The 24,992-nt window shown below is 66.4% G+C and carries 30 protein-coding genes; 7 read left to right on the top strand and 23 right to left on the bottom strand.

From position 1 onward, the window contains the following. Positions 1-72: 72 nt before the first annotated feature. From ACFRKB_RS12100 to ACFRKB_RS12135, 8 genes are all read right to left on the bottom strand, one after another. Positions 73-729 carry a hypothetical protein gene (locus tag ACFRKB_RS12100; RefSeq protein ID WP_383105450.1) on the bottom strand — a complete coding sequence of 219 codons (657 nt, stop codon included), beginning with the start codon at positions 727-729 and terminating at the stop codon, positions 73-75. A gap of 332 nt (positions 730-1,061) precedes the next feature. Further along, positions 1,062-1,478: a DUF6302 family protein gene (locus ACFRKB_RS12105; protein WP_383105451.1), complete on the bottom strand. Its 417-nt coding sequence runs from the start codon at positions 1,476-1,478 to the stop codon at positions 1,062-1,064. A gap of 214 nt (positions 1,479-1,692) precedes the next feature. After that, entirely contained in the window at positions 1,693-2,193 is a 501-nt protein-coding gene (locus tag ACFRKB_RS12110; RefSeq protein ID WP_383105453.1) for an NUDIX domain-containing protein, read from the bottom strand. A gap of 326 nt (positions 2,194-2,519) precedes the next feature. Further along, entirely contained in the window at positions 2,520-3,122 is a 603-nt protein-coding gene (locus tag ACFRKB_RS12115) for a JmjC domain-containing protein (RefSeq protein WP_383105455.1), read from the bottom strand. Between the two features lie 7 nt (positions 3,123-3,129). Further along, positions 3,130-3,471 carry a hypothetical protein gene (locus tag ACFRKB_RS12120; RefSeq protein WP_383105457.1) on the bottom strand — a complete coding sequence of 114 codons (342 nt, stop codon included), beginning with the start codon at positions 3,469-3,471 and terminating at the stop codon, positions 3,130-3,132. A 112-nt stretch (positions 3,472-3,583) separates the two neighbouring features. Next, positions 3,584-4,012, bottom strand: a complete 429-nt coding sequence (locus ACFRKB_RS12125) for a DUF6415 family natural product biosynthesis protein (RefSeq protein WP_383105459.1) — start codon at positions 4,010-4,012, stop codon at positions 3,584-3,586. Next, positions 4,012-4,398 carry a hypothetical protein gene (locus tag ACFRKB_RS12130; RefSeq protein WP_383105460.1) on the bottom strand — a complete coding sequence of 129 codons (387 nt, stop codon included), beginning with the start codon at positions 4,396-4,398 and terminating at the stop codon, positions 4,012-4,014. The genes ACFRKB_RS12125 and ACFRKB_RS12130 overlap by 1 nt, the downstream gene beginning before the upstream one ends. Positions 4,399-4,475: 77 nt before the next feature. Next, on the bottom strand, positions 4,476-4,961 hold the full coding sequence (locus tag ACFRKB_RS12135; protein WP_383105461.1) for an ATP-binding protein: 486 nt from the start codon (positions 4,959-4,961) through the stop codon (positions 4,476-4,478). 285 nt (positions 4,962-5,246) lie between these two features. On the opposite strand from ACFRKB_RS12135, the gene ACFRKB_RS12140 reads away from it, so the two are divergent. Together ACFRKB_RS12140 and ACFRKB_RS12145 are read left to right on the top strand one after the other, a co-directional pair. Then, positions 5,247-6,137, top strand: a complete 891-nt coding sequence (locus tag ACFRKB_RS12140; protein WP_383105462.1) for a helix-turn-helix domain-containing protein — start codon at positions 5,247-5,249, stop codon at positions 6,135-6,137. Continuing rightward, complete coding sequence (locus ACFRKB_RS12145) at positions 6,134-6,352, top strand: DUF397 domain-containing protein (protein WP_383105464.1); 219 nt, start codon at positions 6,134-6,136, stop codon at positions 6,350-6,352. Before ACFRKB_RS12140 ends, ACFRKB_RS12145 begins: the two co-directional genes overlap by 4 nt. A 181-nt stretch (positions 6,353-6,533) precedes the next feature. Here ACFRKB_RS12145 and ACFRKB_RS12150 read toward each other — a convergent pair whose 3' ends face one another. From ACFRKB_RS12150 to ACFRKB_RS12170, 5 genes are all read right to left on the bottom strand, one after another. Further along, positions 6,534-6,863, bottom strand: coding sequence for a hypothetical protein (locus ACFRKB_RS12150; RefSeq protein WP_383105465.1), 330 nt, complete (start codon positions 6,861-6,863; stop codon positions 6,534-6,536). A gap of 72 nt (positions 6,864-6,935) precedes the next feature. Further along, entirely contained in the window at positions 6,936-7,223 is a 288-nt protein-coding gene (locus tag ACFRKB_RS12155; RefSeq protein ID WP_383105467.1) for a hypothetical protein, read from the bottom strand. After that, the gene (locus tag ACFRKB_RS12160) at positions 7,223-8,272 is read right to left on the bottom strand and encodes a major capsid protein (protein ID WP_383105468.1); all 1,050 of its coding nucleotides are present in this window, start codon (positions 8,270-8,272) and stop codon (positions 7,223-7,225) included. The genes ACFRKB_RS12155 and ACFRKB_RS12160 overlap by 1 nt, the downstream gene beginning before the upstream one ends. Before the next feature lie 15 nt (positions 8,273-8,287). Then, positions 8,288-8,704, bottom strand: a complete 417-nt coding sequence (locus ACFRKB_RS12165) for a head decoration protein (protein WP_383105470.1) — start codon at positions 8,702-8,704, stop codon at positions 8,288-8,290. Positions 8,705-8,809: 105 nt separating this feature from the next. Further along, positions 8,810-9,487, bottom strand: a complete 678-nt coding sequence (locus ACFRKB_RS12170; RefSeq protein ID WP_383105472.1) for a hypothetical protein — start codon at positions 9,485-9,487, stop codon at positions 8,810-8,812. Between the two features lie 234 nt (positions 9,488-9,721). Between ACFRKB_RS12170 and ACFRKB_RS12175 the strand changes: the two genes are divergently transcribed. Continuing rightward, positions 9,722-9,868 (top strand): hypothetical protein, encoded by a 147-nt coding sequence (locus tag ACFRKB_RS12175; protein ID WP_383105474.1) that lies wholly within the window; start codon positions 9,722-9,724, stop codon positions 9,866-9,868. 369 nt (positions 9,869-10,237) lie between these two features. Here ACFRKB_RS12175 and ACFRKB_RS12180 read toward each other — a convergent pair whose 3' ends face one another. The 9 genes from ACFRKB_RS12180 to ACFRKB_RS12220 form a co-directional block, all read right to left on the bottom strand. Next, entirely contained in the window at positions 10,238-11,959 is a 1,722-nt protein-coding gene (locus tag ACFRKB_RS12180) for a hypothetical protein (protein WP_383105476.1), read from the bottom strand. A 69-nt stretch (positions 11,960-12,028) separates the two neighbouring features. Beyond that, the gene (locus ACFRKB_RS12185; RefSeq protein WP_383105478.1) at positions 12,029-12,835 is read right to left on the bottom strand and encodes an HNH endonuclease signature motif containing protein; all 807 of its coding nucleotides are present in this window, start codon (positions 12,833-12,835) and stop codon (positions 12,029-12,031) included. A 53-nt stretch (positions 12,836-12,888) separates the two neighbouring features. Then, positions 12,889-14,325, bottom strand: a complete 1,437-nt coding sequence (locus ACFRKB_RS12190; protein WP_383105480.1) for a terminase large subunit domain-containing protein — start codon at positions 14,323-14,325, stop codon at positions 12,889-12,891. A 53-nt stretch (positions 14,326-14,378) separates the two neighbouring features. After that, positions 14,379-14,912 carry a hypothetical protein gene (locus ACFRKB_RS12195; RefSeq protein WP_383105481.1) on the bottom strand — a complete coding sequence of 178 codons (534 nt, stop codon included), beginning with the start codon at positions 14,910-14,912 and terminating at the stop codon, positions 14,379-14,381. Positions 14,913-14,937: 25 nt separating this feature from the next. Further along, positions 14,938-15,840 (bottom strand): ParB N-terminal domain-containing protein, encoded by a 903-nt coding sequence (locus tag ACFRKB_RS12200; protein WP_383105483.1) that lies wholly within the window; start codon positions 15,838-15,840, stop codon positions 14,938-14,940. 19 nt (positions 15,841-15,859) lie between these two features. Then, positions 15,860-17,179: a putative antirestriction adenine methyltransferase gene (locus ACFRKB_RS12205; RefSeq protein WP_383105485.1), complete on the bottom strand. Its 1,320-nt coding sequence runs from the start codon at positions 17,177-17,179 to the stop codon at positions 15,860-15,862. Between the two features lie 130 nt (positions 17,180-17,309). After that, the gene (locus tag ACFRKB_RS12210) at positions 17,310-17,723 is read right to left on the bottom strand and encodes a DUF488 family protein (protein WP_383105486.1); all 414 of its coding nucleotides are present in this window, start codon (positions 17,721-17,723) and stop codon (positions 17,310-17,312) included. A 156-nt stretch (positions 17,724-17,879) separates the two neighbouring features. Next, positions 17,880-18,215, bottom strand: a complete 336-nt coding sequence (locus ACFRKB_RS12215; protein WP_383105488.1) for a hypothetical protein — start codon at positions 18,213-18,215, stop codon at positions 17,880-17,882. Positions 18,216-18,454: 239 nt separating this feature from the next. Then, a complete protein-coding gene (locus ACFRKB_RS12220; RefSeq protein WP_383105490.1) occupies positions 18,455-19,612 on the bottom strand; it encodes a ParB/RepB/Spo0J family partition protein in 1,158 nt (385 codons plus the stop codon). A gap of 875 nt (positions 19,613-20,487) precedes the next feature. Here ACFRKB_RS12220 and ACFRKB_RS12225 point away from each other — a divergent pair. The 4 genes from ACFRKB_RS12225 (at position 20,488) to ACFRKB_RS12240 (ending at position 24,044) form a co-directional block, all read left to right on the top strand. Next, entirely contained in the window at positions 20,488-21,024 is a 537-nt protein-coding gene (locus ACFRKB_RS12225) for a helix-turn-helix domain-containing protein (protein WP_383105492.1), read from the top strand. 158 nt (positions 21,025-21,182) lie between these two features. Further along, positions 21,183-21,593 carry an ImmA/IrrE family metallo-endopeptidase gene (locus ACFRKB_RS12230; RefSeq protein ID WP_383105494.1) on the top strand — a complete coding sequence of 137 codons (411 nt, stop codon included), beginning with the start codon at positions 21,183-21,185 and terminating at the stop codon, positions 21,591-21,593. Further along, complete coding sequence (locus tag ACFRKB_RS12235; RefSeq protein WP_383105496.1) at positions 21,586-22,779, top strand: MAB_1171c family putative transporter; 1,194 nt, start codon at positions 21,586-21,588, stop codon at positions 22,777-22,779. The genes ACFRKB_RS12230 and ACFRKB_RS12235 overlap by 8 nt, the downstream gene beginning before the upstream one ends. Then, positions 22,776-24,044 carry a cytochrome P450 family protein gene (locus tag ACFRKB_RS12240; protein WP_383105498.1) on the top strand — a complete coding sequence of 423 codons (1,269 nt, stop codon included), beginning with the start codon at positions 22,776-22,778 and terminating at the stop codon, positions 24,042-24,044. Before ACFRKB_RS12235 ends, ACFRKB_RS12240 begins: the two co-directional genes overlap by 4 nt. On the opposite strand, the gene ACFRKB_RS12245 is transcribed toward ACFRKB_RS12240, so the two are convergent. Beyond that, positions 23,995-24,975 carry a recombinase family protein gene (locus tag ACFRKB_RS12245; RefSeq protein WP_383105499.1) on the bottom strand — a complete coding sequence of 327 codons (981 nt, stop codon included), beginning with the start codon at positions 24,973-24,975 and terminating at the stop codon, positions 23,995-23,997. The two genes, ACFRKB_RS12240 and ACFRKB_RS12245, sit on opposite strands and share 50 nt — an antisense overlap. Between the last annotated feature and the right edge of the window lie 17 nt (positions 24,976-24,992).

A 24,992-nucleotide genomic window follows, 5' to 3' on the forward strand; every position in this document is an offset into this window, starting at 1 on the left:
GTCCTTCCGCTCAAACCACTCGTCCAGGGACAACCAATCGCGAGAGGGGCCCGGGAATCCCCTGCTGCGGGTTCACGTCGGGTTCGGGACTATCCGAAGACCAACCTTTCCTCCACCCCTGGCTACCGCGCTGTCCACGACCAGACCCGGCGGACTGGCGATCAACGCCCTCAGCCCGTCCATCTGCTTCGGCTCCCGCTGGATGAGATGGACCCGTGCATGGGCCGCGTCCCGCACTTCCCGCACTTCCCGCCAACCGTCCCGGTCGCGGGCCAGCTTCAGCAGAGCGGGGCTGCGCACGGTGCTGCGAATCCATTCGACATCCGCGTACCGGCGCGCCACGTAGTCGGCCACCCACCACGTCATCAACTGCCCCAGACGATCCTGGCGGTATCGGGGTGCGGGATGGCTGTAGGTCCGCTGCATGGCCATGGCGCGCACCCTGCGCTCGGCCGGTTCCCATCCTTTCGCGGTGACTGCGTGCGTCAGCGCCGTACATCCCAGCAGCACCGCTTCCTGCCCCGGCTCGTCCCCCGGCTCCTCCAGGACCATGACCTCCGCGCCGGCCGAAGACGAGACGGACGAGAGCACATGGATCAGCTCGCGATGCCCCGAGAACCCGCTCGCGCGCATCCACATCTCCCGCGTTTGAATGAGGCGTCCCAACTGGGGGTTGTCGTCGAGGGTGGCGGGCCGCATCGTGAACTGCGGTCGTCCGGTGGCGTGCATAGTCTCTTCCGTCGGTCGATATGATCAGTAGGGCAAAAGGGACCCGGCCGCCACCACACGGGTGGCAACGGCCGGACGGCCCGCCACAGGACTCAGCCGTTTCCCATGGCGGGCGCCTCCTGTAGACCACCCATGAGCCCCAGCTCTGTAGGCGTTCCATCCCGCGGGCAGGAGTCCCGGGGCCAGCCGCTTGCTCCCCACAGAGCGCGGCCGGGGCGCGGTCAGCTTTCTGTGTTCTCCCCCGCTAAGCGCGAGCTGCCATTCCCATCCCGCTGCGGGGCGGGTCGCCTGGCTCGCTCTCGTGGGAATCACACAACACGCTCACCGGCCGATCAGTTCGTGTCGAGGCCCGCGGGCGGGTGACCACTCGTCTGCTCGCCCTCCCGTACTCGGGCGACTGCCTTGTCGGAGTAGCCGTAGAACCGCCACCGGGCCAGGGCATCGGACTCGGGCGGGTCCTCGCCCCAGATGATCGTCCGGCGCGAGTCGCGAGGAGCCACGGTTTCTCTCACTCGTACGTGGGGAAAACCGGATCGGCCGTCCAGCATCGTGAGCACAGTCAGCGCCTCGGCATAGTCCTCGACGGTGAGGTATCCGGCGAGACGACCGCCCCCCACTGGTACTGCGAGCCGGCACCGGACAACGCCGTCCGTCTCACCCACGGGCACGACGACCGCGGCGTCCAGGAGGGTGGGATCCGCCAGCCGATCGAGCATCGACGCACGATCCGTCTCCATCGTGTGTTTCATGAGACTTCTTTCTGAGAGGTCCGGTGCGGAGAAAGTCGGGTCCGGCCGCCGCGCGAGGACTCGCGGCGGCGGCCGGGGCACCTGCCACGCCGTCGTACCGACGGCAGGTGCCGCCCTCCGGCCCGGGGCAGAACGCCGCTCTGCCAGCGGCTGTTCCGACCGGAGGCCCGGGGAGGGTCACCCCTTACGGGGGAAGAGGTGACCGTGGTCTGGCCTAGGGCCTGTATTCATGGGCCGGATGCCCGAGCACGAGGTCCGCGGTGGTGCCGGCGGCCAGCGCCGCCAGCGCGGCGCGCGTGCGCCGCGCGCTGTGGGCCGTCAGGTGGACGTCCAGCGCCTCGGGGGCGATGAACGCGTATTCCAGCAGCTCGTCCGGCAGGACAATCTCGGTGTCCGGCGCGATGGTGCCCCCGCCGTCGTAGAGGTAGTTGAACCCCTCGGCGCCGGTTTCTGTCGCGGGGACGTAGTCGACGACCAGCAACCGCCCCGGGCTCAGGTACAGGCCGGTTTCCCTGGCGACCTCACGCCGCCACGCCACCATCGGCAGCTCGCCCGCCTCCGCCGACCCTCCCACCAGCCCCCAGGAAAGCGGGGCCCGATCCTGCCTGTACGACTTATTCACCACGAGCACGCCGCCGCTCGGCTCCCGTATCAGCGCCAGCACGCCAATCCGACGTCGCGGCGGGGTCTGAAAGTATTCGCCACTATGGGACATACCGGGTTTTCTCTTTTCTGGTCTGGTGTATGTACACCCAGCCACTGAGCCGGGGATCTTGTACCGCCCGCCGACGGTTCGGGCGCGAGTCCGATCCGCCGGACGGTCCTCTACGTGGGGGCTCCAACACGAGATGCCGTGCTCCGCTCAGGGGAGGCTGCGGGCCGCCTGTCCCGGGGTGGAGCCCCCACGTGCGCCGTCAGGTGAGTTCGGCCCTATGTCGGCCGGGCCCACCTGACGGCTGTCTCTGACACCGGCGGGCGGGAGCGCAGCAGTCGGTGAATGCCACGCAGCGCCTCTGCCTGCGGGTGGGGACTTTTGCCCCTTTATATGGGCTCGTCGGTGATGGCAAAAACCAGGTGAACCGAATAGTCCGGTGTGCGCACTTCATGCTTTACACCTCGCGGAAGGAGTAGCACGTCCCCAGTCTCGATCACTTTTTCCTGTGGAGCACTATTCTCGTTCGGCCAGATTCTCCACCGTTTCGCGCCTCGCATTTGCACGATCACGCCGAACCACTGATCCACATGTGGGATGAGATTCTGATCCCCAGCATTCGATTCATACATGGTGCATACGACCTGACACCGAACGAGCCTGGAGAAATGGAGGGTGGCAAAACTGAACCAGCCGTCACTCCGCGCACTTATGCTTTCGTAGACCCGCGTCCGCGGCCGCTCCTCATAGGCGTCCCTGATCGCCCTTTCGGAAACCTCCCGGTGAAATTCCGAGCCATCGACGAGAGCCACTGTCTGCCCATGTGATCGCCCATCCCCAAGGGGAAGTGGGAGGTCCGTCAGCCACGAGGCGTCGAGTGCCCGAGGGACCTGCACAGCCTGGACGCCCGAGGACCTGTAGTGCGGTAAGACTATCGCCGACAGCCGCGCGAGGAATTGAAAACCGATTTGCTCAGGACTGCAAAATTTCACAGATGCCCTACACTACGTAGTAGTGGCGCCCATCGACCATTATGCACGATCGGTCATGCGGCCCCCTAGCGGCGTAAAACGCCGCATCCCCAGGATCGACCGACTGAGTGGCATGGATAATGTCGTCAGGTCCAAGCTCAGCGATTTTGCGTGGACGCAGTTCCACGACGCCTTCCGGACTGACGGTCTGGACGAAGATCTCGTCGTCGGCGACCCTCAGCTCTACGGGAGCGAACAGCAGCCGGAAAGAGCTGCCCGCCTCGTGCCGTGAAATCACATGATTAACCTCCTTGATCAGATCGATCAGGCCGCTCTGGTCAACCATCGTTTCCGGAACAGTTGCAGTCATCGATTTTCCCTTTCCGTTAGTGGGTGTTGTGGACCCGTGCCCACCCGCGGGAGTGTGGGACGGCATCCCACAGGCGGGCACGGAGATCAGGGGGAGGGCGCCGCGAGCACGTTCACGACGAGTCCTCCAGGAGCAGATCCAGGAGGTCAGAGGTGGCCAGGGCCAGTAGGCGCACCCGAGCCCGTGCCTGGATGAAGCAGTCGGGCAGTTCCTCCGTACTCGTACAGAGGCGCCGACTCCGGGTCACGGGCGCTGCTGCTACGTAGCCCTGGCGGACCGCGATGTCACCGAGACGACTCAGCAGTCCCGTGAGCCGATGGGCCAACGGCCCAAGGTCCCAGGGCCCGGGGGCTGCCCGCTCGCCGAGTACGACTTCGAGATCTTCGAAGCCAGCGCCCAGAGCGAAGGGCAGCTCGTACCAATCCCACGTCTGGGTGCCGGCGAACGTGAGGGCCACCCGGTCCTGCCGGTGCGCGGCCACCGCGCTTGCAGCCCGGTCGGGTGCTGCCCGCCGAGGCGGTACTTCGGCGACAACGGTCATCAGAGCCGATCCCCCACCAGCTCGCTCACCGGTTCCAGCAGGGTGTGGCACGCACCTGCGAGCCGCACGGCCATGCGGAAGCTCGCCCCGGCTTGCTCGCACTCCTTGAGCAAGTCCTGCGCGCTGCGGACGAGCTCGAACGCGCACGCCCAGCCCACAACGTAGGGCGACTGGACATGGGGAATCAGGTACTTCACGTAGCGACAGAGGGTCAGACACAGGGTCTCGGCTTCCTCTCCGTCCTCGGCAAGGAAGGCACGACCGGACAGCACGAACCCTGCGGTGTTCCGGACCGCAGCGACGGTCGGGCGCTCCGGTGAACCGTCAAGCAGATCCCGTCGCAGTGCGACCAGAAGACGCTGAAGCAGCTCTGAGTCGTTCGACATGGCACTGGCGGGTGGAGGCGACCAAGACCCACCCGTGCCGGTTCCGCGAGGGGTGGGGGCGAGAACCACGGGCGGCATTACGCAGCCACCAGTTCCGGCCGGACGGGGATCTGACACCACGTCGCCGTCGTGTCTGCGGTCCTACCCCATGCCCCGCAGCACTCACGCACGACATAGTCCACGATCCACAGTCCCCTGCCCGATGTGGCGTCACCACCAGGGTCACGTCGCTGGAGCGATGCCGAGGAGCCAGCCCAAACCTCCAGCCACAAGTCGTCCGTGGTGAGCCATATCCGCAGCCGGACGTATGGGCTCACTCCGTAAGTGAAGGCGTTCGTCATCAGCTCGCTGACCAAGAGGCCGATGCTCTCCTCCAGATAGGACAGTCCCCACTGGGTGGCCATCTGCGTGCATGCTTGCCGCGCGTCGCGAAGCTGACGGGCATCCTCCGCTGTGATTCCGTGGTCCTGACGCGCCGTTCTGTAGAGCAGCTCGCACCCGCGCAGCACCACCCGTGCCGCCTGCTCCCGCAGGTGGTCTTCGTAGTGGTCAATGAGGGACATCCGATATCTCCTCCGGAGGTGCACGAGCGGTTCAGGCACGCGAAACAGCGGCGTTAAGCGACCCTGCGCTTACGCTCTGCTGTGGCTCAACCACCGTGCCTCATGGGACAGTTATGCAGCAACGGATACTCCGGAGAATATTCTCCAGAGTAGAAAACGGCATATGCTGAGACCAAGGCATCGCCTGAATCCGCGATGGCATGGCGTGCCGGGCCACGCGCATCGGCGCGATCAGCAAAAGCATGGGCGTGTTCGACAAGGGCATGGGATGGGGAGGGGTACCGCATGGCACAGAAGCCCAGACCGACGGTGCGGCGCATCGAACTCGGCTACGAGCTGCGGGCGTTGCGCGAGCGGGCGGGGATGACGCTGGAAGAAGTGATCGAGTCGAAGGCCGTGACGGGCCTCTACTTCGCCAAGCTGCAACGCGTGGAAACAGGTCTTCAAGATCTCGTCACCGCCGGAGCTCTCCGCGCGCTCCTGGAGCTGTATGGAGTGACTGACGACCACGACGTGGATCAGCTGCTGGAGATCCAGCGCCAGAGTGCCAGTCAAGACTGGTGGACCCCGTACCGGTCGGCGATGCCTTCGGGTATGCCGCGCTTCATCGGGATCGAGAGCGCGGCTCGGGAGACATGGGCGTTCCATCCGGCCCTGGTGCTCGGACTGTTGCAGACAGAGAAGTACATGCGCACGCTGTACGAGCTGTCTCAGCCGATCGAGGAAACCACAAGCGAGTTCATCCAGCGGAACGTGGAAGTACGCCTGCGGCGAAAAGAGGCCCTCGTACGCTCCGAGGATCCGCTCATCCTGCGCGCCGTACTGTGGGAGCCCGCACTCCGCTATCTCATCGGAAGCCCCGAGGTAATGCGCGAGCAGTACGAAGAGATCGCCACTCTGACCACCCTGCCGAACGTCACCATTCAGGTGCTGCCGATATTCCCGCCGAAGATCAGGGGGTATCTGCCGGTCCACGACTTCAGCGTTCTGCATCTGAACGGGGCTCTGCCGACCTCAGTGCAGGTTGACAACGCATGGAGCGCCACGTCGGTCACCGACAAGCCTCGTGAGGTTGGGCGCTTCACGCGCAAGTTCAACGCCATCACAGCTTCGGCGCTCGCGCCGGAGGACACACCATCATTTCTGGAATCTCTGAGCCGAGAGTTGAAGCAATGACCACAAGTGGCACTTACTCAGCATCCAAACTCACTGAGGCTGGCGCCTCGTGGCGCAAATCGTCGTACTCCGACGGTGCCGGCAACAACTGTGTCGAAATCGCGGACCTCGACGCCGAGGTCGGAATCCGCGACTCAAAGAACACGACCGGTCCTGCCCTTGTGGTCCCCGCGACCGCCTGGGCCTCGTTCGTGGCCTTGGTCGCCACCACCTGATCAGCACGAGGCGGACGGGACCCTCCTCACCCATAGAGAGGAGGGGCCCGTTCCGTCATTTCTGCCTCAACAGCCTCGCGCATAATCAGCCGGAGGGGCCAGTGCCGAGGTGGAAACGATGCGGTCCGTCCCCATAGTGGGGCGCGGGCCGTCACCAGGGCGTAGATCGGCCCCTCCTGACCTACCGGTAGCAACGTGCCGCCACCATGCGGGTTGTTGCCAGCTCCTCGCTTCCTTCGTCCACGCCTCCGGGATCATCCGGGGCCGGGCCTTGCCGTACGCCGTCGATCTGGCGCTCGATGCCGCGCAGGTTCTCCTGTAGGTCCATGGTCACGACGCCATCCACGGTGACCTTGAGGGGGTCGGCGAGCAACTTCGCGCGACGCTCGCCCAGCACTTCCAGGGCGACTGTCCGCACCGACCGCAGCCGGAAGAATCGGCGTTCCAGGTCAGCCGGGTCTGTGTCCGGGCCGAGCTGCGCCAACAGCCACGACCGTTGAAACTCGTTCACCAGGCACTCCTTCTCCACACGAGATACGGCCCGGCGCCGGGGGGTCTCCCTGGCGACGGGCGAAACGCGCGATCACGACGCCGCGGGCGTGCGAGCCCGCCGCGGCGGCGGCTTCCTCGCAACGCTCTTTCCGTCGGCCTCCTTCTGCTCGGGATCCTGCTCGCCCTCTCCCACAGCGGGCCCCACCGCGTCCGGCTCGGGGTCCGGCTCGCAGTCCTTGGGCGGAACCTCCCAGGCATCCGGGTTCGTCACCAACGCGGCGACCTCCGAATCAGGGCACTCGCCGGGCAGGAGGATCAGTTCCTCCCGTGTCGACGGATGCTGTACGTACACGGCAGCAATCAGACGAGGCACCGGCATCACAGCACCTTCGCGACGATGTGCGCGTCCGGGGTGTGCATGACCGGCATGCCGACTGCGGCGCCCTTGGTGTAGATCTGCACGGGGTCATCCTGGACACCGCGGGTGATGATCAGGCCGGGGGCGTCCTCGCGGATGATCTCCGGGTTCGTCCCGCGCGCCAGCACCAGGGCCTCTGCCGTGACCCCGTACATGGTCTGCGCCCACTTCTCCCGCTCCGGCGGCACCAGAATCCACAGATCCTCCGGCAGCACCTTGCGGGGCTTGCCGTCCACCCGCACCTGGGCCTTGTAGAACTGGATCGGCGGCAGCGAGTAGTTGCCGCGCACCACATTGATCTGCTGCGGGGTAAGCGTCGCCGTCGGCGTGGTCGACGGGCTCACCGACCCGTAGTACGCGGCCCTGTAGGCGTTGTTCGCCGCCAGATACGAGAACGCCTTCCGGCTGGTGATCACCAGCTCCGGTTCCGGAGCGCCGATGTCGTCCAGTTGCTGGATCCATCGCTGTTCGTCCGCGATGGGGTCGGAGGCCGGGTCCGACCACGGCCGCGGGGCGACCGGCCGGTTCTCAACCGGAACGTTCCAATCCACCTCCAGCGTCAGCCCGTTCTCCTGCTCCAGCGTGAACTTGCCGTCGCTGAGCACGTCGCCGGCGGCCATCTCCAGCCGGGAGCGGATGGCCTCGACGTGGCGTTCCACATCGTCGTACAGCAGCTCGATCAGCCGGTCTTGATCACTGCCGTGCGACGCCTCCAGCAGGATCTGTTCCTGCTCGGAGACGATGAGCTTCTGCCCCAGCGGGGGCAGCGCGCCCTCGCGGGAGGTCTGCCACGCCTCACGGGTCGCGAACGGCACGCTCGCGTTGAAGGCGCGGTACTTGGCGACGTTGACGTACCGGCCGGAGTCCTTCGTACGCCACTTCACTTCCCGCATCTCGACGGTCGGGAAGATCGTCTGGGTGAGGAGGAAGTCCTTCGGGGACGGGATCGCCCTGGCGAACGTCGTCAGGTCCATGACCGAGACGTCCTTGAGCAGGTCCTGAATCGTCACAGCTCAGACTCCCGCTCAGACGAAGCGGATCTGCGCGGCACGCGGGTGCCACACGAGCTGGGACACATCGATGCCGCCCGGCACCTTCGACGCCTTCACCGCGCCGTGCCACAGCAGCGCGGCCGGAACCCGGGTCTGCCCCGGCACGAACGGTGCCTCCGCGATCACGAACCCGCGTAGGATCTGACGCCCGCAGTGGGCCTCCGGGTCGTACGGCCCGTACAGGCCGGACTCTGCGACCCTGCCGACCGGCACACCGGAGTGCACCCGGCCGTACGGCTCGCAGCCGTCGCCGCACACGTAGTGGGTGCCCTCGCAGAACAGGTTCAGGTCGAGGGTGATCGTGTCGACGGAGTCGGTGCCGTGCAGGGACGCCAGCCACTCGCGGTTGGCGGTGGTGCACTCGGACTTGGAAACGGGCTGGATGGACATGTGGGTGTCTCCATGGACGCTGCGGTCATTGTCCGCGCACCGCCCACGGAGGCGATGCCGTCCACGACGTTGAGGGGGCGTGGTCCCCCAAGGTCTGAGCCCGGATTACGGGGCTGCTGTATCGCTGAACTGCGGGATCAGGCCCCGACGCTTGGCCATCTCCAGCCCGGCCGAGCCCGGCTTGGACACCGGGGCCGTACGAGTGGGGCCGCGCCCGGCCGGTGCGCCCGCAGGTGCCGCCGGCACCGGGGTTCGCACCTCACCGAACAGCTCCGGACGCCTTGCGCGCAGGGACTCGGCCGCCGACTGGATCTGCGCCTCGTCCGCGTCCTCGTCATCAACGGCCAGCAGACGTTCCGCGTCCACCAGGTCGTCTCCCTCGGCGCCGAGCGCCACGAGCGCGCCCCGCCGGAGCGCAGCCCGCTCACGTTCGGCAGCCAGCTCCTCCCGGCGCGCTGCCTGCAACTCCCGCTCTTGGGCTACCTGTTCGCGGCGCTCTACCTCTGACAGCGCGGCCTGCTCGGCCTCTCTCTGCGTGGAGACGAACTCCGCCAAAGCCTTCGGGTTGTCGAAACCGAGCGTCGACAACAGCCGCTTGATCGCGGCTCGTTCGCCCTGCGCCTTCTCCCGGGTGAGCATCTTCCCCAACCGGTCCTGGGTGACCGTGACCTGCTGATCCTGTCCATCACTCTCGGTGGCGTCTTCGAGCAGGTCGTTCGTCTCGTCCTCCGACGAGGCACCGAGAATCGGGAAGATCGACCGCCCGTCACGGCGGGAACCCACAGGACGGAGAGGCGAAAGGGGCCGGACCATACATTCCTCCAGTGCGCGCCCCCGCGCTGTCGATCAGTCTAGTCAGACCGTCCGACCCTTCGCTCTGTCGCCGGGGCGCGATTTCCACGAACCGGCCACGTCGCGTGTGTAGCGCGCGTAATCTTGCTCGTGCCAGAAAGGCGTGCCACTTCCACCACCCTGTCCCCGGACAACGGGTCCGGGGCGATGAGGAGGTGGCAAGCGTTGAGGCGCTTACGGGAACTGGCCCGCAGACTCGGTCGGCGCGATCTGGCCCTGATCGTCCTTGCTGCGTTCGTATCGGCATTCGCCACCAAGGCGGTGGACATCGTCGAGGAAGCAGCGATCTGGGTGTTCGACGCGTTGGCCTAGCCGACGACCACGACGGTCGTAACGTCGTGGTCGCCGGCCGTTGAAGGGCCACGTCCCAGCGAGCCCTGCTCCGCGCTGCGGAGCAGGGCTCCGCTATGCGCGTTGAGGCGTCCTAATCTGCTGGGCGACGAGAACCGGAGCTCGTGGCGGGCGAGGCTCCAGTGAGTCAGCCGTTGGCGGGCGGATGACCCTTATAGTTTGCACCATGAGCTTAAATGATCCGCGTGGATCAGGGTGTGTTTTGTGTGTCATTGGGCCCGCAATCCTTTAACGCGACCGGCCTTCGTTAAAGGATCGGAGACCGGCTGTCCCGGTCCGCAGCTGGCTGGCCCCCACCACGCCGAGTACCGCGAGCACGTCACCGGGCTCCTACTCCCTCGCACCAGCCACGCCCGGCCCGTCGTCTTGCTCCTTGTCGTCATCCTCACGCCCGCGCCGGGCAGCGGCCTCCGCCATCCGCGCGGATGCCTCCTGCTCCGCCTTCGCCCGGATCCGCGCCACCTCCTGCGAGGCGTCCTTGCCCGGGTATCCGGCCTCCAGCAGCATCGCCACCGCAGTCTCCAGGGACAGCACCCCGGCCCCGTACGCCTTGACGACCTCTTCCAGCACCGCGCCCCGGTCGGTCGGCGTGTGCGGCGCCCACGACAGCCGCGCGGGCAGCGTCTCCCCAGCTGTCCAGCCCTCCGCCCGGCCGGCCTGGTACAGCCGCTGCACCATCTTGAACAGCAGCCGGTACTTGTGCTCCCTGGCGAGCCGCATCATGCCGATCAACGCATCCAGCGGCCCCAGCGCCAGCTTCAGCGCGTACCCGGACGGCACCTCCGTGGCGTCCAGCGTCCCCAGTCCAGCCGCCGTCACTCGGCTGTTCGCCGCGATCCGCTCCAGCAGGTGATCGACCCGGGCACGCAGCTCGGCCAACTGCGGCGACGTGTCCAACGCGTCCATCCGCCCTGTCTCACCCAGTTGCCACACCGCCCCGGCCTTCACCTGGAGCTCCTGCGGCTTGCCCGTCGCGCGGTCCACCGGCAGCCGCGCCCCCGCGAGCCCGATGATCGGCGTGCCCGTCGTCGCGGACGCCGCCGAACTGTCGGAGTCCGTGGCCGCAAGTTCGTCGAGCGCCTGCAAAACCCGCGCGAGCACCGACCGGCCCCAGTACTCACCGCCGTCCGGGATCGTGTTCGCGATGTGCACCACCGGCAGGAAGTCGATCATCAGGTCCAACCGGTTCAGCTCCGTACCGTCCCGCCGTACCCGGAAACTCGCCTTGCTCATCGGCAGCCGGTCCAGCGTCTCGCCGTTCTTCAGGTCTTCCAGCAGCCACTCGCCGTCCGTGAGGTAGCACGTCGTGTTGGACGCCCGGCCCGGCTCCCACGGATACGTCCGCGCCCCCATCGAGCCGTCGCCATCCGCATCGTCCTCGCCGCTCACGGAGATCGGCCCCAGTTCGTACGTGACCCGGCGCACCCGAGCCTTCAACCCGGCATCGTCGTCCGCCGGCAGCTCCCACGCCAAGTGCACCCTGGCCGGGAAGTCCTCGTCCTCGGCGTCGTCCCATTGCGGAAAGAAGAAACCTGGATCGTAGACCCGGAGCGTGGGCCGCTGCTTCTCCGGATTCCACGCCAGGACCATCACGCTGTCCCCGAGCAACACCGCCGCCCGCTCGGCCTGCTGGACCCGGAACGTCAGCAGCTCCTTGTCCGCCCACTTCCGCAGCCGTTCCTGCACGGCGGCGGCCTCCGCTGCACCGGGCGTCGGCGTTTCCTCGTCGGCGTTCTCCGCGCCCTCGACCGCGACCTTCTGCTCCGAGCCCAGCAGATAGCCGAGCGCGGTGTCCACCAGGTTCGCCGCGTCGCCCAGCTCTCGACGCTCCAGCGCCCCCGCGTCACCCCCGGCCGCCGCGAGCTGTCCGGCTTGGTTGTTGTCGTACGACGCCAGCACCTTGTACGCGGCCAGTCGCCTCAACTCATGCGGCGGCATCCACGTCTTGGCCAGCTCCGGGAACGCGCGACTGCCCGGACGGCCGGCATCGGCCATCACCGGCTTGTAGTTCAACCACGACCAGGCGTCGATAACGAATTGGCGCAGGCCCACGTCCACTCCAGGAAGCTCGACCCCGCGCCAGGTGATCAGGGTAACTATCCCGACGAAACTCCAGACCGACTACCCGATGTCCTCCCACTGCGTGTGCAGGTTGGAGGCGACCCCTCTCAGCCGCGCTACCAGCTCCGCCCCGTCCGCGCCATGCGTCTTGTTACGGTGACAGTTCGGGCACAGGGCGATCATCGCCGCTGGATGGTCCCGACCGCCGCTGGCGTGGTCATCGATGTGGTCTACCTCCAGCAGCGGCTGCCCGGCCTTCGTCCGGTACGGCAAGTCGGGCAACAAGCACTCCGGATTCTCACACCGACCCCCGCTTCGGATGATCACCGCACGACGTGCAGCTGAACTCCGGACGCGCCGGTCTCCCGCCACCTCCCACCGCTTCTGATCCCGCCCGGACTCCTCCCACTCGACCACTCTCTTGCACAACGCCCTGTACTCAGCCGATGGGGAGACACGAGCACGCCACCTCCTCGGCGCGTACGGCTGGGGAACCAGGCGAAGAACGTCCGGCGCGGTGGTATTGGCCGCCGCCTCGTCAAGCCCCGCTAATACGGCTTCCAGCTCTGCCCTGAACCCTGCAACCGCATGATTGTCCTTGACTACGACCGTCAGCCTCTGGCCCTGCCTGACAGCCTCGATCGCCACCGCCATAGCGGTCGCGGTCTTGCCCGTCCCCGTGGGCAGGCTCATCGCGCTCTTGAGACCCATGCCGAACTGGCCGATCATGCCCTCACGGCGAGAGCTCATCCTGTCGGCGTCCAGGGCGTATGCCGTTGCCGGAGCACCAAAGGTTCGCCCCCTTCCCAGCGATTCCGGTGTGACCCGAGCATCCCCCGCCATCCGTAACTCCCTGTCTCTCTCCATCGCCGCTCAACTCGCCACGCTGCCATAACCCACTGACAACGGCGCTGGCCCAACTACCGTCGACCGGAGAGGCGCTGGTCATCCCCTCCACGTGGAGGCGGCATTGTCGGATCCAGGAACAGGTCCCACAAAGCCCACACCGCCGAGTCCAGCAGGTCCGGGGAATCCTCCGTCTCGCCCTGGCCGACGAACGTCGTCATCTGCTCTTCCAACTCCGCGAACACCCGCGCCGGACCGACGTGCGACACCCGCACCTGCTCGTACAGCTGCGCCGCCGGAGCTGCCCGCGCCCGCTTCCCGCGCGTGGCATGAACGATTCGCCAGGTCACCGTCGGGTCCACCTGCTCCAGCAACGCGGGCAAGTAGTCTCCGCCGTTGTTCGCCTCGATGACCACGCAGTCCGCACGGTGCTCGTGGTACAGCTTCGCCGCCCGCTTCATCGCCTGCGTCGGCGTGTACCGGTCCTGCTCCGCATGCAGCAGATACCCGCGCGGGCGGTCGTCACCGAACATGCTCTCCACCGGGAACCCGCGCCCGGCCACAGTGAAGGCCGTCATGTCGGCGTTCTCGTGGCTCTTGGTCGCCGGGTCGACGGCCACCACCACCCGCTGCAAGTCCGGCAGATGCTCAGGACGAGGCCGGAATCCCTCGACCTCCAGCATCCAGCCCTTCCACAGCGCGCCCTCCACGTCCTCCAGCAGTTCGCCCGACAACTCCTGCCGCCCCAAGCGGGTGCCGGCGTAGTCCTCTTCCAGCTCCGCCCGCGCCGCCGCAGACAGGTTCGCGTCGTTCTCCCGCATGTGCCCGCGCGTCAGCACCACCCGCGGCTGCTCTCCGCCCTGCCGATGCCGCGCTTCCTGCATGCGGCCACGCTCGACCAGCCGCTTCACATGCGGCAGCGGCTTCGGCGTCGTCGAGATCACAACCTGCGGCAACTCCGCCTCACGCAGACAGAACCAGACCATGTCGTAGACCTCTTGCGCGGTGTGCCGCGACCAGGCCGCGTACTCATCCAGCCACGCCTTGTCGAACGCCCAGCCACGCAGGTTGTCCGGCGTCTCCGCACCGAACCCACGGATCAACGTCCCGTTCTTCAACAGCAGCGTCGTCTCCCCCAACGACGACTTGTACTTCACGACCTCTTCCGGCGGGATCACCGATAGCAGACCAGACTTCGGGGAGTCGAAACAGATGTCCCGCACCAGCGTTGCGTTCCTCGCCACTACCGCAATCTGCGACCCCGGCGTCTTCGCCCACTCCCACACCGCTTCCGCCGCAGTACGTGACTTCCCCCACCCACGGCCGGTGAGCAGCATCCACACCGTCCACAGCCACAGGGGCCGCCGCTGCGCCGCACGGGCATGATGGTGCCGCCACCCCGCGTGAGGCAGCCCGTCGCACTCCGGAATCTCGCACGCCCACCGCCGCGCCGACAGCTCATCGGCCCGGACCAGGGCCGCAACCTCGGCCTTCAGCTGCTCCTCGCTCATCACCGACGGGTCCGCGAACCGCTCGACCATCCGGCGCTTGGCCCGCCCCCGGCTCACTGCGCGCCCCCCGACAACCGGCGTTCCAGCTCCCGGCGCAGCTGGTCCATCCGGGCCCGCCGCTCCTCGTCCGACAGTGCAGCCACGTCCGCGCCCTGGTCCCGGTCTTCGACCGACCCGGCCACGGGTGCCTCGCCCACCGCACGCCGCTCGATCTCCGCCGCGACCTGGATGTACCGCAGCAGCTCCGACGGCGACAGCTCTCGCGGGTCCAGCGCCTGGAGTCGGGCCACGGCCTTGCTCTGCACCGCCTGCGCCAACTTCGCGTGCCTGCGGGCAATGTCCCGCCGCGCCTGCGCCTGCTCAGCGAGGAACAGCCGGTCCTGCTCCCGGTCGTACGCCGTCGCCCGCATCACCCATGCGAACTGCCGCGACCACCGGCCCACCAGCGCCCGGGATTTATCCAACTGTCGTGCCACCTTCGTGACACTGCGCGCTGGGCCGAGATCGCGGTACGCGGCGAACGCCTCGAACGCCTGGACCGACTCCCCACCCTGCCGCTCCCAGGACTCCACGGTGCCCTCGGCCACCGCTCACCTCCTGGCCGAAGGCCGTCTAGTTGCTCTGTGCAGCCAGGACTTCGAGCGCCCGCCATGGCGCGTCGGCAGGCACGGTGCCGTCCTGCACCATCCGGTCGACGGCCGCCCGTACGACCGCCGCCGTCTCCACTGGCACGTCCCGCACACCGAACAACGTCTCCAGCGGCGCCGTCCCCGCCCGGATCGGTTCACCGGACGCCGCGTCGAACCAGCCCTCTGCCAGCTCGGACAGATGCCGCTCGAACACCGCCAGGATCACGCCGAGCGCCGTCGCACTGTTCCCGATCTTGTACGCGGCCCGGGATGTCTCCAGCGCATCAAGCACCGGCTCGTACTGCTCCAGCCCGGCCACCCACCGCTCATCTGCCACTGCCGCCGAACGCGCCGCATCGAACGCGGCCTCGGCCCGCTCCAGCTCATCGGGCAGGAACATGAACTGCACAGACGCGAAGTCGAGATTCGCCTCACCCAGCGAAGCGACGTCCACCTTCTCCAGCAGATCCAGGGCCTTGTCGTCCAGGCCCGTGTACTGCCGCCACTCCACGTTCTCCAGCTCGTCGTACAGCTCCTTCAGGATCGCCGGATCGTCCTGGCCCGCGATGGCGTTGTGCGAGAGCTGGAGCGCGATCTGCCGTTGGCGGGGCAGCGGCTCATCTATCTGCATCCACCAGATCGTCGGCAGGCCGGCCTCGATCGCGGCGAGCGTGCGGTGATTCCCGGACAGGACGACCAGCCGCCCCGATTCCCGGTCGTTCCACACCAGCGGCGTCGAGGTCAGATGCCCGTCCCGCTCGATGTTCGACACGAGCTGCCGGAACTGCTCGTGCGGCAGGAACCGCGCGTTCACATCCAGCAGCGTCAGCGTGCGCGGATCGCCCTCCACCATCTGCGGCGGAGCGAGCCGAGTGGTCTCCTCCATGGTCAGACTCCCGTCTTCGTCATCGGGCGCCCCACCGCTTCACCCACATCTTCAGAGCCTCGGTCAGCGTGTGCTGGCCCATGGCCCCCTGGTATTGGAGCTGGTACCGCCAGCCCCCGTCGTTCGACGGACTGCGCTTGTTCAGCCGCAGCAGCCCGCGGTACTTCATCGACACCGGGTTGTTGCTGAACGCCGTCGTCGCCACCCGCCGGATCCGCCGCGAGAACGACCGCTGACACAGCAACTGCGCCTCGGTGCTCGTGGCCGCGAGCACGATCAGCTTCGACAACCTCGGGTAGTCGGTCGGCGCGACCGCGAAGTCACTGAGCACGTAGACCTCGTCCGGCGTGAACGTGCTCGGAGCCATGGCGAAGACGCCGAGCACCCGCCCGCCGCCGTCCTTCACCGCCACCGCCAGGTTCGCCGCGCCCGGTGCGATCTTCGGGTTCAGGTAGCGGCTCCTGAGCGCGTTGAACTGTCCGGGCTTGAGCAGCGACAGCCTGAGCGGGCCGACCAGTTCGTCACCCTGGCGCAGACGGGGAGCCTTCACCGGCTCGATCGCCTGGCGCGGGGCCACGATCCTCGTCCGGGCCTCGCTGGCGTACACGTAGAAGGGAGCGGCGCGCGGGGTCGCCTTGATCACGCCGCGCAGGTACTGGTGCAGTTCGGGGACGTGGTGGTTGGAGGCGGTCAGCCAGTACGGCCGGTCCGTGATCGCACCGAGCACGCTGACCACGTCGTCGTCGGACAGCGGTTCGTACTGCGGCGCGTCCCAGGTGAAGTGAGCTTCCAGCGGCTCGTACAGCTTCTCGTAGCCGCCGCCGTAGAAGGGAGGGAAGGAGCACACCGGAGCATCGCCAGGGACCTTCTGGAGCCAGGAGCGCACGTCCTCCACCTGGTACGAGGCCAGTTCGACGTCCGAGCCGGACAGCCGCTCGACGGTCTCCGCGTGCTTGGCCGTCCACTGCTCCCGGTAGGAGCGCACCACCCTCTCGTGCCACAGCCCTTCGCGCCCCACGCTGGCAAGGAACCGGGTGCCGAGCATCATCGCCGCGACCGTGCCGACACCGTCGTCCAAGGAGTCCGCGAGCCAGCCGAGTTCGTCTCTGCTCTCCTCGCGGAGCTGGATGCCGACCGGTTGCCGGGTGAGCCACCGGCCGACCGCGCTGGTGTAGATGGACACGTCGGAGGAGTGGAGAGCGAAGCCCATGCCCGCGATGCTGCGCTCGATGGTGAAGTTGCCGCAGCACGGGACGTACACCTCCGCGCCGCTCGGCCACTGGCTGGAGGTCTCGCGCACGATGGAGCGCATGGGGCCCGGGATGGTGCCCTGGAACATCCGTCCTCCTGGAAACGGCAGCGCCCGGCCTCAGCGGGATGCCGGGCCGGGCGCTGCACTGAAAACTGACACAAGGAGCGCAGCGCCCCTTGAAATCATGTCATCTATCTTTTGAGAGCGGCTCCGACGCTCACATCAAGGTGCCCTGCCGGTAGTGGTCACCCTCCCCCGGGGACAGTTCCCGCACCTCATCCCCGGTGCGGTCCTTCCACCATGAGGCGAACACCGTGCGGTGGCACCACAGATTCGGCTTGGTCAGATCCTCGAAGCAGAGCAGCACGAGACGGTAATCACCCTCGGCCTCCGCTATCTGCTTGAGCCGCGCCGCGATCCGCTCGGGGCCAAGCTGGTCGAGGTCGGCCCGGTATGCCGCGGTGAACTCGGGCTCCGGCGCGGAGAGATAGTCCCGACGCGGCGCGAGCTCCCGCACCGAGCGAGTGAGGGAGTAGGGAAGCTTGAAGCGGACACCGCCCAGGGTGATCCGTACCGGTACCCCTTGCGGGGGCTGGAACGCCTGGATGCGGTTGGTGAACAGGGTTATCACGCAGCTGTTCCTTTCGTGCTGCTCGGCCGCCGGGCGCGCTCGTCTGCGCCGCCGCCGGCGGGCCCGGGTTCCTTCGGCGCCACCCGCTCAGGCCCTCGTGGACCTGAGCGGCACCGGGCCCGCAGGGAGTCAGCTCCCTGCGGGCCCGGCCCCGGGTCAGCCCTGGCCCTGGTCGCCCGTCCAGTAGCCCCGGAACACGCTGCGAGCAGTGGTGGACTGCGTGACCCACTTGCGGTGCAGGCCCTCGAACTCCTGGAGCGCCGTCCGGTACGTCTCCTGATGGTCTCCGATGCGCTTAAAGGACTGCCCCTCACCGATGGCCAGGGCCAAGTCCTGGACTGCTTCGGTGAGCTTCCGACTGGCCTCGCTCAGGCACCGCGAGGTCTCCCGGCTGTTGCCTGCGAATTCCAGTGCTATCTGAGTGCTACTGTCCTTGGGGCCGTGGATGGTGGGCTCGTAGACCGTCTCGTGAAATTCGTAGGTGTAACCCATGACGCCTTCTCTTTTCTTTTCACTGTCGAGTTGACAATATCGGCCGGGCTCTTATTTTCCGTCCGCTTCTTGCTCTTTAATCTTAATTAAATTACCGAACCGCGTACACATTCACTCGGGAATTGTTTTAAGGATTCTGCGCAATACCCGTACTGGAACAACGGGCGCGGTTGGAGACTCAAGCCGCGCCCGCTGTTCCACCGGAGGGGAGGGGCCCGGTCCCGCCGGGCCCCCTTGCCTCACTTCGCCGCCGCGGCCTCCTCCTTCTTGGCCGCCTGCGCAGTGGGCTCCGCCTTCTTCTGTGCGGGAACCTTGCGAGCCGTGCTCTTGGCCGCCGCGCCGGTCCGCCGCTGCACCGGGGTCGCGGGCTTGGCTACCGCCTTCTTCGTCACCGGCTTCGGCTTGCCCTCACCCTCCGGCTTAACCTCGGCCTTGGCCTCCCGCTTCTCCTTGGCCGCCTCCTGCTGGACCTCGACGGCGGCCTTGTTGAACTCCGCCTCCATGGCCCGCTGGATGCCCTGGGCCTTGCTCAGCATGTTCTTCACCATCTGCACCTTGGCGTGCAGGCGGGTGACGACTCGCAGGTGGCGGGCGAGGTCGTCACCGAGGATGACGGCCAGGTCCTCGGGCTTCTTCTTGGCCAGGTCCTCCAGCAGCGGGATCAGGACGTCCTCCGCCTTGCCGAGGCCGTCCTTCGCCTTGGCCTTGGCTGCCTTGCGCTTCTCCGCCTCCTCCTCCGTGGGCGGCTGCTCGTTGGTGAGAGAGGTCTGCTGTTCGACCTTCTTGAGGCCGTTGGCGAAGTGCTGGGCGTCGGCCTCGCTATCGAAGTCGCCGCGCACGTAGCGCGAGGCCGCGATCATCTGGTTGCCCGGGTTCAGCTGGGCGATGTGCCAGGCCAGGTTGTTCTTGATCAAGCCCTTGTCGACCATATCGGCCACCTCGGGGCGCAGGGTGAGCAGGCCCAGCCGCCAGGTGATGTGGGTCTCGGTCTTGCCGAACTGCTTGGCGATCTTCACCGGGTCCCACCCGGCGGCCTTGAGGTCGGCGTACGCACCGGCCTCCTCCATGATCGTCATGTCCGCCCGGTTCACGTTTTCCGCGATGCTGAGGACGTAAGCCTGCTCATCGGAGGCTCCCTCCATGACCTTGGCGGGGATGACCTCCAGGCCGGCCGCCTGGCAGGCCCTCCAGCGCCGCTCGCCCGCGATCAGCATGTAGGGGACCTTGCCGCCCTCGATCGGGCGGACCACGACCGGCTGGAGGAGGCCGTTCTCCTTGATGCTGCCGGTCAGTTCCTCATGCGCCTGCTCGGAGAAGAACTTTCGGGGCTGCTCCGGGTTGGGGGCGACCTCGCCGATCTTGATGTTGATGAAAGCTACCTTGTTGGTGTCGGTCATTTTCCCGCGCCTTTCGTGAATTCCGTTAAGGTGTTTCCCTTTGTCCTTACACTTATATCTTAATGGCAAATACCGCCAAATCAAGTGAGGGAGCCCTTTTGACTAAAAGGAATTCAGAAAGGGGAATTGCGCCCCATTCTCTGAATTGAAATGCGGCGAGTGCGGATACAAGAGAGCCCGCCACGACCAAGCGGTCACGGCGGGCCGACTCCCGTCACGCACCCCCGATGGCCGCACCCGGCGGCCGACTCCTCGCCGGGCGGGGCGCGGGGGGTCGGCCACCCGGCGAGGAGTAGGGAAGGTGCCGCCAAAGCGACACCACCAGGCAGGCACTCACCCGGCACTCGCAACGTACACGACGCTTCTAACAATGTCACCTATCTCACCGCGTTGCCCACCTACTTGCGCCCACCCTTCGACCCATCCGCCTGCCGCCCCATGCTCACCTGCTCCTTGAGCACCGAGCGCCCCTCCTTCGCCGCACACCCAGGCGCCGCACCGGACGGCAGTACGTGCGGCGGCTCTTTCGCCAGAGCAGCGACCCGCTCTGGATCTACATCCGCCATCCCAATCCTCCCCTGATGAGCGGAACACGTGTCCGCCCACCGTCTACGCGCAGCCACTCGCACCTGACGGCGCGTCACTGCAAGCTCAAAGGTGTAGCCGAACCCGGCGACCGGAAGGCAACTCAGCCCGCCGCCGCCGCCCCTTCTTTCCAAGATCCACACACCTCGTCAATCAGCCCGTCGCTAGACCCGGTCCGCTTTGCCAACCAGTGCAACTTTTAGGGGTGTTGAGCACTCCGTTCCGCCACCTCGATGTTGCAGCATGATGCTACCGTGTGCACTTCGATGCACCAGGGGGAGTGTGAGTTGATGAGATCGCAGGAACCAGACGGTGGCGGGAAAAGACAGGTCAGCGAGCGCGATTCGCTGAACGACCGGATTCAGTTGACGAAAGCGGCGATCGCCCGACGGCTTCGCTATGTCCGGCAGCACCATCCGGAGGGCCCCTTCACCCTTGCCGGGCTGGCAGAGCGTGCCGGCGTGGCCAAGCGCACCCTGAGCCAGGCGGAGTCCGCCGAGGGTTCCAACTTGACGATTGAAACATTGGTGAAGGTGGCCCACAGTCTCGGAATCTCGCGGGATGGCTACTTTCTCGATGACCAGGTCTTCGAGGAGGTCAATATCCAACTAGCGACCCTTGTGGAGATGCGCGACCGCGGTGTGGATCGCGTGGCTCTACGAACGTCAGCTCCCGCCACTTCCGGCGACCTGCCAACTGGGTCCCTCCAGGCTCTGGTTCAACTGCTCGACGGGGTAGCCAAATCCGTCACAGAAGTTCAGGGGACTCTGTCGGAGCTCTCACAATCCGCCGAACCGCCGTCTTCTAGCGGCGAGATCGTGCCGTGATGGTAATGCGTTGGCGCCGAACACAAATGAGTGAGAACGCCGAGAGCTGCCGAAGGAAATGCGAAGAACGCATCCGCGCGATTGGCCTCCCCAACAGGGTCTTATCACTGGAGGACCTGTGCGCACATCTCGGAAACTTACATGGTCGCCCCATCCACATGGTGTCGCTCCCCCTACCTTCCGGCAGCCCTGACGGCCTGCTCGTATCGGCCGAGGAGCATGACTTCATCGTCCTGGAGCAGCGTTTGGCTCCTGTGCACAAGCGGCAAGTCGGGCTCCACGAGGTGGGCCACTTCATCTGCGACCACGAGGCGGCGCCGGTCATGAGCCCCGAAGCGTCAAGAATGCTGCTCCCCGGACTCGATCCGGCCCTGGTCCACCGCGTCCTAGGCAGAGACCACTCCCAGTCGCAGGCGGAGCAGGAGGCCGAGTACGTGGGCTCGATCATCGGCCAGCGGATCAGCGCCTGGACGGAACCCCGCACTTGGTCAGTACCGCCCGAGGCCCGGGAACTTGCGGAGCGTCTGTCCGCACTCGAACACCCCACACGTAGAGGCTCCAATGAATAGCGTTCTGTACCCGATATGCGCGATAGTAAGCCTGCTTGCCCTGGTCTTCAAGCTTCGAATCCTGCGCACCGACCGGTCTCCGACTCAGATTGCCCTGAGCGGCAACTTCTTCTTTCTGTTCGTGACGTTCACCATCTCCACGCCGGCGGTGTGGGTGGCTGTCAGCGCAGAGGCGGGGATCGTGAACCTCTCAGGGCTCCTTTCACAGAGCACGGTGATCCTTTCTGCCGCTTCCCAGCAGTTGGTCCTGCTTCACCTGTCACATGACCGACGCACAGCCTGGCGTAAAGCGGTGCCGCGTATCGTGGCACTTGCCGTGATCCTGGCCACCATGGTCGTTCTCTTCTCCGCAGCGACGAGCCTTCACGAGAACCCCGATGACTTCGCCGTCAACCATGCCCAGTACTACCCTGCTTATCTCGGCGTGTATCTCCTCGGCTATAGCGTGAACCAGATCGACGTCGGGATTCTCGGCTGGCGCTACGCGAAGGTCGCGCCGACACCTTGGCTTCGTCGCGGACTTGTCATGATCGCGGCAACCATGCCTTTTGCGATGATATACGCCCTGTGTCGCGTCGCCGACATCGTCGCAGGACGCCTGGGTTCGAGTGGCCAGGCTTGGGAGCCTGTAGCTCAGATCGCGGTGTCTCTCGCGGTAATCACGAAGACGATCGGCTGGACCCTGCCCGACTGGGGCCACCACCTGAGCCGTATCTGGCTACGCGTCCAACATGAGATCGCCATCCGGCAGCTGAAGCCGCTACACCAGGAGGTGACTGCGCAGACCGATTGCATGATCTTGGAACTCGGGCCAGAAGCCGACGTACGAACCCGGCTGTACCGCCTGATGGTTGAGATTCGTGACGCGCAATGGGTGCTCCGTAAGTCCATGCACCCTCATATCGCGGAGCGCGCGGAGAGGCTCGCCAGAACAGCCGGGCTGGAAGGCTCCGACCTGAGCGCCACCATCGAGGCGTCCCAGCTGAAAGTCGCTCTCCGGGCCAGGGCCGGAGGGCAGCGGCTACCTCAGAACGCTCCCTCGCCCCTTGCCGAGGAGCCGCAGGATCTCACCGCAGAGTTGGACTTCCAACGCAGGCTGGCGCGCGCCTACTACCGGTCACCGATCGTGAGGGAAGTCCTCGCCGTCAGCGGCTTCGCCCGGCCCAGTTCAAAGGAAAACGCATGACCGCACAGTCCTCTGCCCAGCTCCTCGTTCAGCCCTTTGACGCTGTGTCGGCCACCAATCCGTACCCGGTGTATGCGCGGCTACGAAACGAGGCACCAGTCCATCGGATTGCGCTCCCGGACGGTTCGCCTGTATGGCTCGTCTTGAGGGACGCCGATGTACGAGCCGGACTGGCTGATCCCCGGCTGTCGGTGAACAAGGCGGCCTCCGGCACGGGATACAAGGGCTTCTCGCTTCCGCCGGCCCTGGACGCCAATCTCCTGAACATCGATGCGGATGACCATCTGCGCCTGCGCCGCCTGGTCTCCAAAGCGTTCACCGCCCGCCATATAGAAACCCTACGGCGCCGAGTGCAGGCCGCAGTCGATCAGCTCCTCGACAGCCTGCCCGAACAAGGGGAAGCCGACCTCGCCGCCGACTTCGCGGGCCGTCTTCCGATCACGGTCATCGGCGATCTCTTCGCCGTACCGGAACCCGACCGCGCCCCTTTCGCTCGCTGGGCATCCACCATGTTCGGCGCGGGGGGCTCGGGCCAGATCGCTCAAGCGATAGACGCCATCCACGTCTACCTCTTGGATCTCATCGCGGCGCGCCGCTCGGCCCCAGGTGAAGATCTGCTGTCAGCCCTGATCGCGGCGCGCGACGACGGAGACAAGCTCAGCGAAAACGAACTCGTGTCAATGGCCTTCCTGATCCTCATGGCGGGCAGCGAGAACGTCCAGCACCTCATCACCAACGGGGTACTCACGCTGCTCTGCCACCCCGACCAGCTCGCTGCCATGCGAGGAGACCTTTCGCTCCTCCCCACGGCAGTCGAGGAGCTGCTGCGCTACGCACACCCCAACCAGATGGCCATCCGCCGGTTTCCCACCGAGCCTGTCGAGTTCAGCGGTATCGCCATACCCCCTGGCGATACGGTCATGCTCTGCCTGGCCTCAGCGAACCGGGACCCCGACCGCTACCCCGATCCGGACCAGTTCGATATTCGCCGCAAGGACACCGCGCATCTCGCCCTTGGACAAGGGATGCACTACTGCCTTGGTGCTCCTCTGGCACGCCTTCAGATCCGTACAGCCATCAAGACCCTGGTCCGGCGCTTCCCAGACCTCGGCCTCGCGGTCGACGTGGAACAGCTTCGCTGGCGCTCGTCCTGGCGGTCTCACGCACTCAGAGAACTGCCTGTCACGCTGGCCCCGTCAGCCTCGCGGCAGGGCGTCAAGCGGCCTTCTCAGCCGTCGGCAACGATCCCCACTTCTTCCATCTGAGGGAGACCCGGGCGCTGTCCACGGTGCGCGAGCCTCGGGACGCCGCCGGGTATACCGTGACCTTCTCCAGCAGGAGGACCACGACTCCCCGTTGCCCTGCCAGAGGGGCGTGCTTCCACCACTTCACCAAGTCCGGCACGCCCCCGAGGGGAGCGTGCCGAACCTGCTCCAAGCGCCGTGCCTCCGCCGAGGTTTCACGAATGCGCTTCGACAGGTTCTTGTCGGCACTCTTGAAAGCCGCCAACGACATACCGGAGGACTCGGCGTACTGCTCGCCCAGCTCCTGCTGTTTCTTCCGGTCCTCCGTGGCTTGCTTCCGCAGCTCCGCCGCTTCCGACAGCATCTGCTCCCGCGCCACGAGGAGCTGCGCCTTGACCTCCGGCTTGGCCAACTCCGCCAGGACGTGTTCGCCAACGTATGCCTCAAGCGCATCGGCGTTGATCCGGATCTTTCCGCACCCCCCAGGGTGCTGAGCCGTGTGCTTGGCGCAGCGGTAGCCCCGGCTCCCGCTGTTCGACGGAGCCGCCGTGAGAAGAATCCCACAGAGGCCGCAGTCCGCCGCGTCTGTGCCTGTGAAGAGGTGGTCACGCTGTTCTTGCCTGCTGCGGCCTTCCTGCTTGGCCTTTCGCATGGCGCGGATCTGCTTGAACTCGTCGGGCGTGATGATCTGCGGCCCGCCCGTCTCGTACAGGTTGCCTTGCTCGTCCTCGGCCAGACCGGCAATCGCCGGGTTGTCCAGGATCCCCGCCACCGTGGCCGGACGGAACTTTCCCCCGCGAGTGGTGCGGTGCCCTTCGTCGTTCAGCCACTCAGTGATGCCGGGAAACGACTGCTGGACGAGAAAGCGGCTGGCCGCCTGGCGTATGGCAGCCGCCTCCGTCTCGCGCAGCCGCCTGTGGGCCGTGTCCTCGAACCCGAAGAGCCGTGGCACTCGACTGTCTCCCTCTT

This window comes from Streptomyces scopuliridis (assembly GCF_042790125.1).
Lineage (GTDB): Bacteria > Actinomycetota > Actinomycetes > Streptomycetales > Streptomycetaceae > Streptomyces > Streptomyces scopuliridis_A.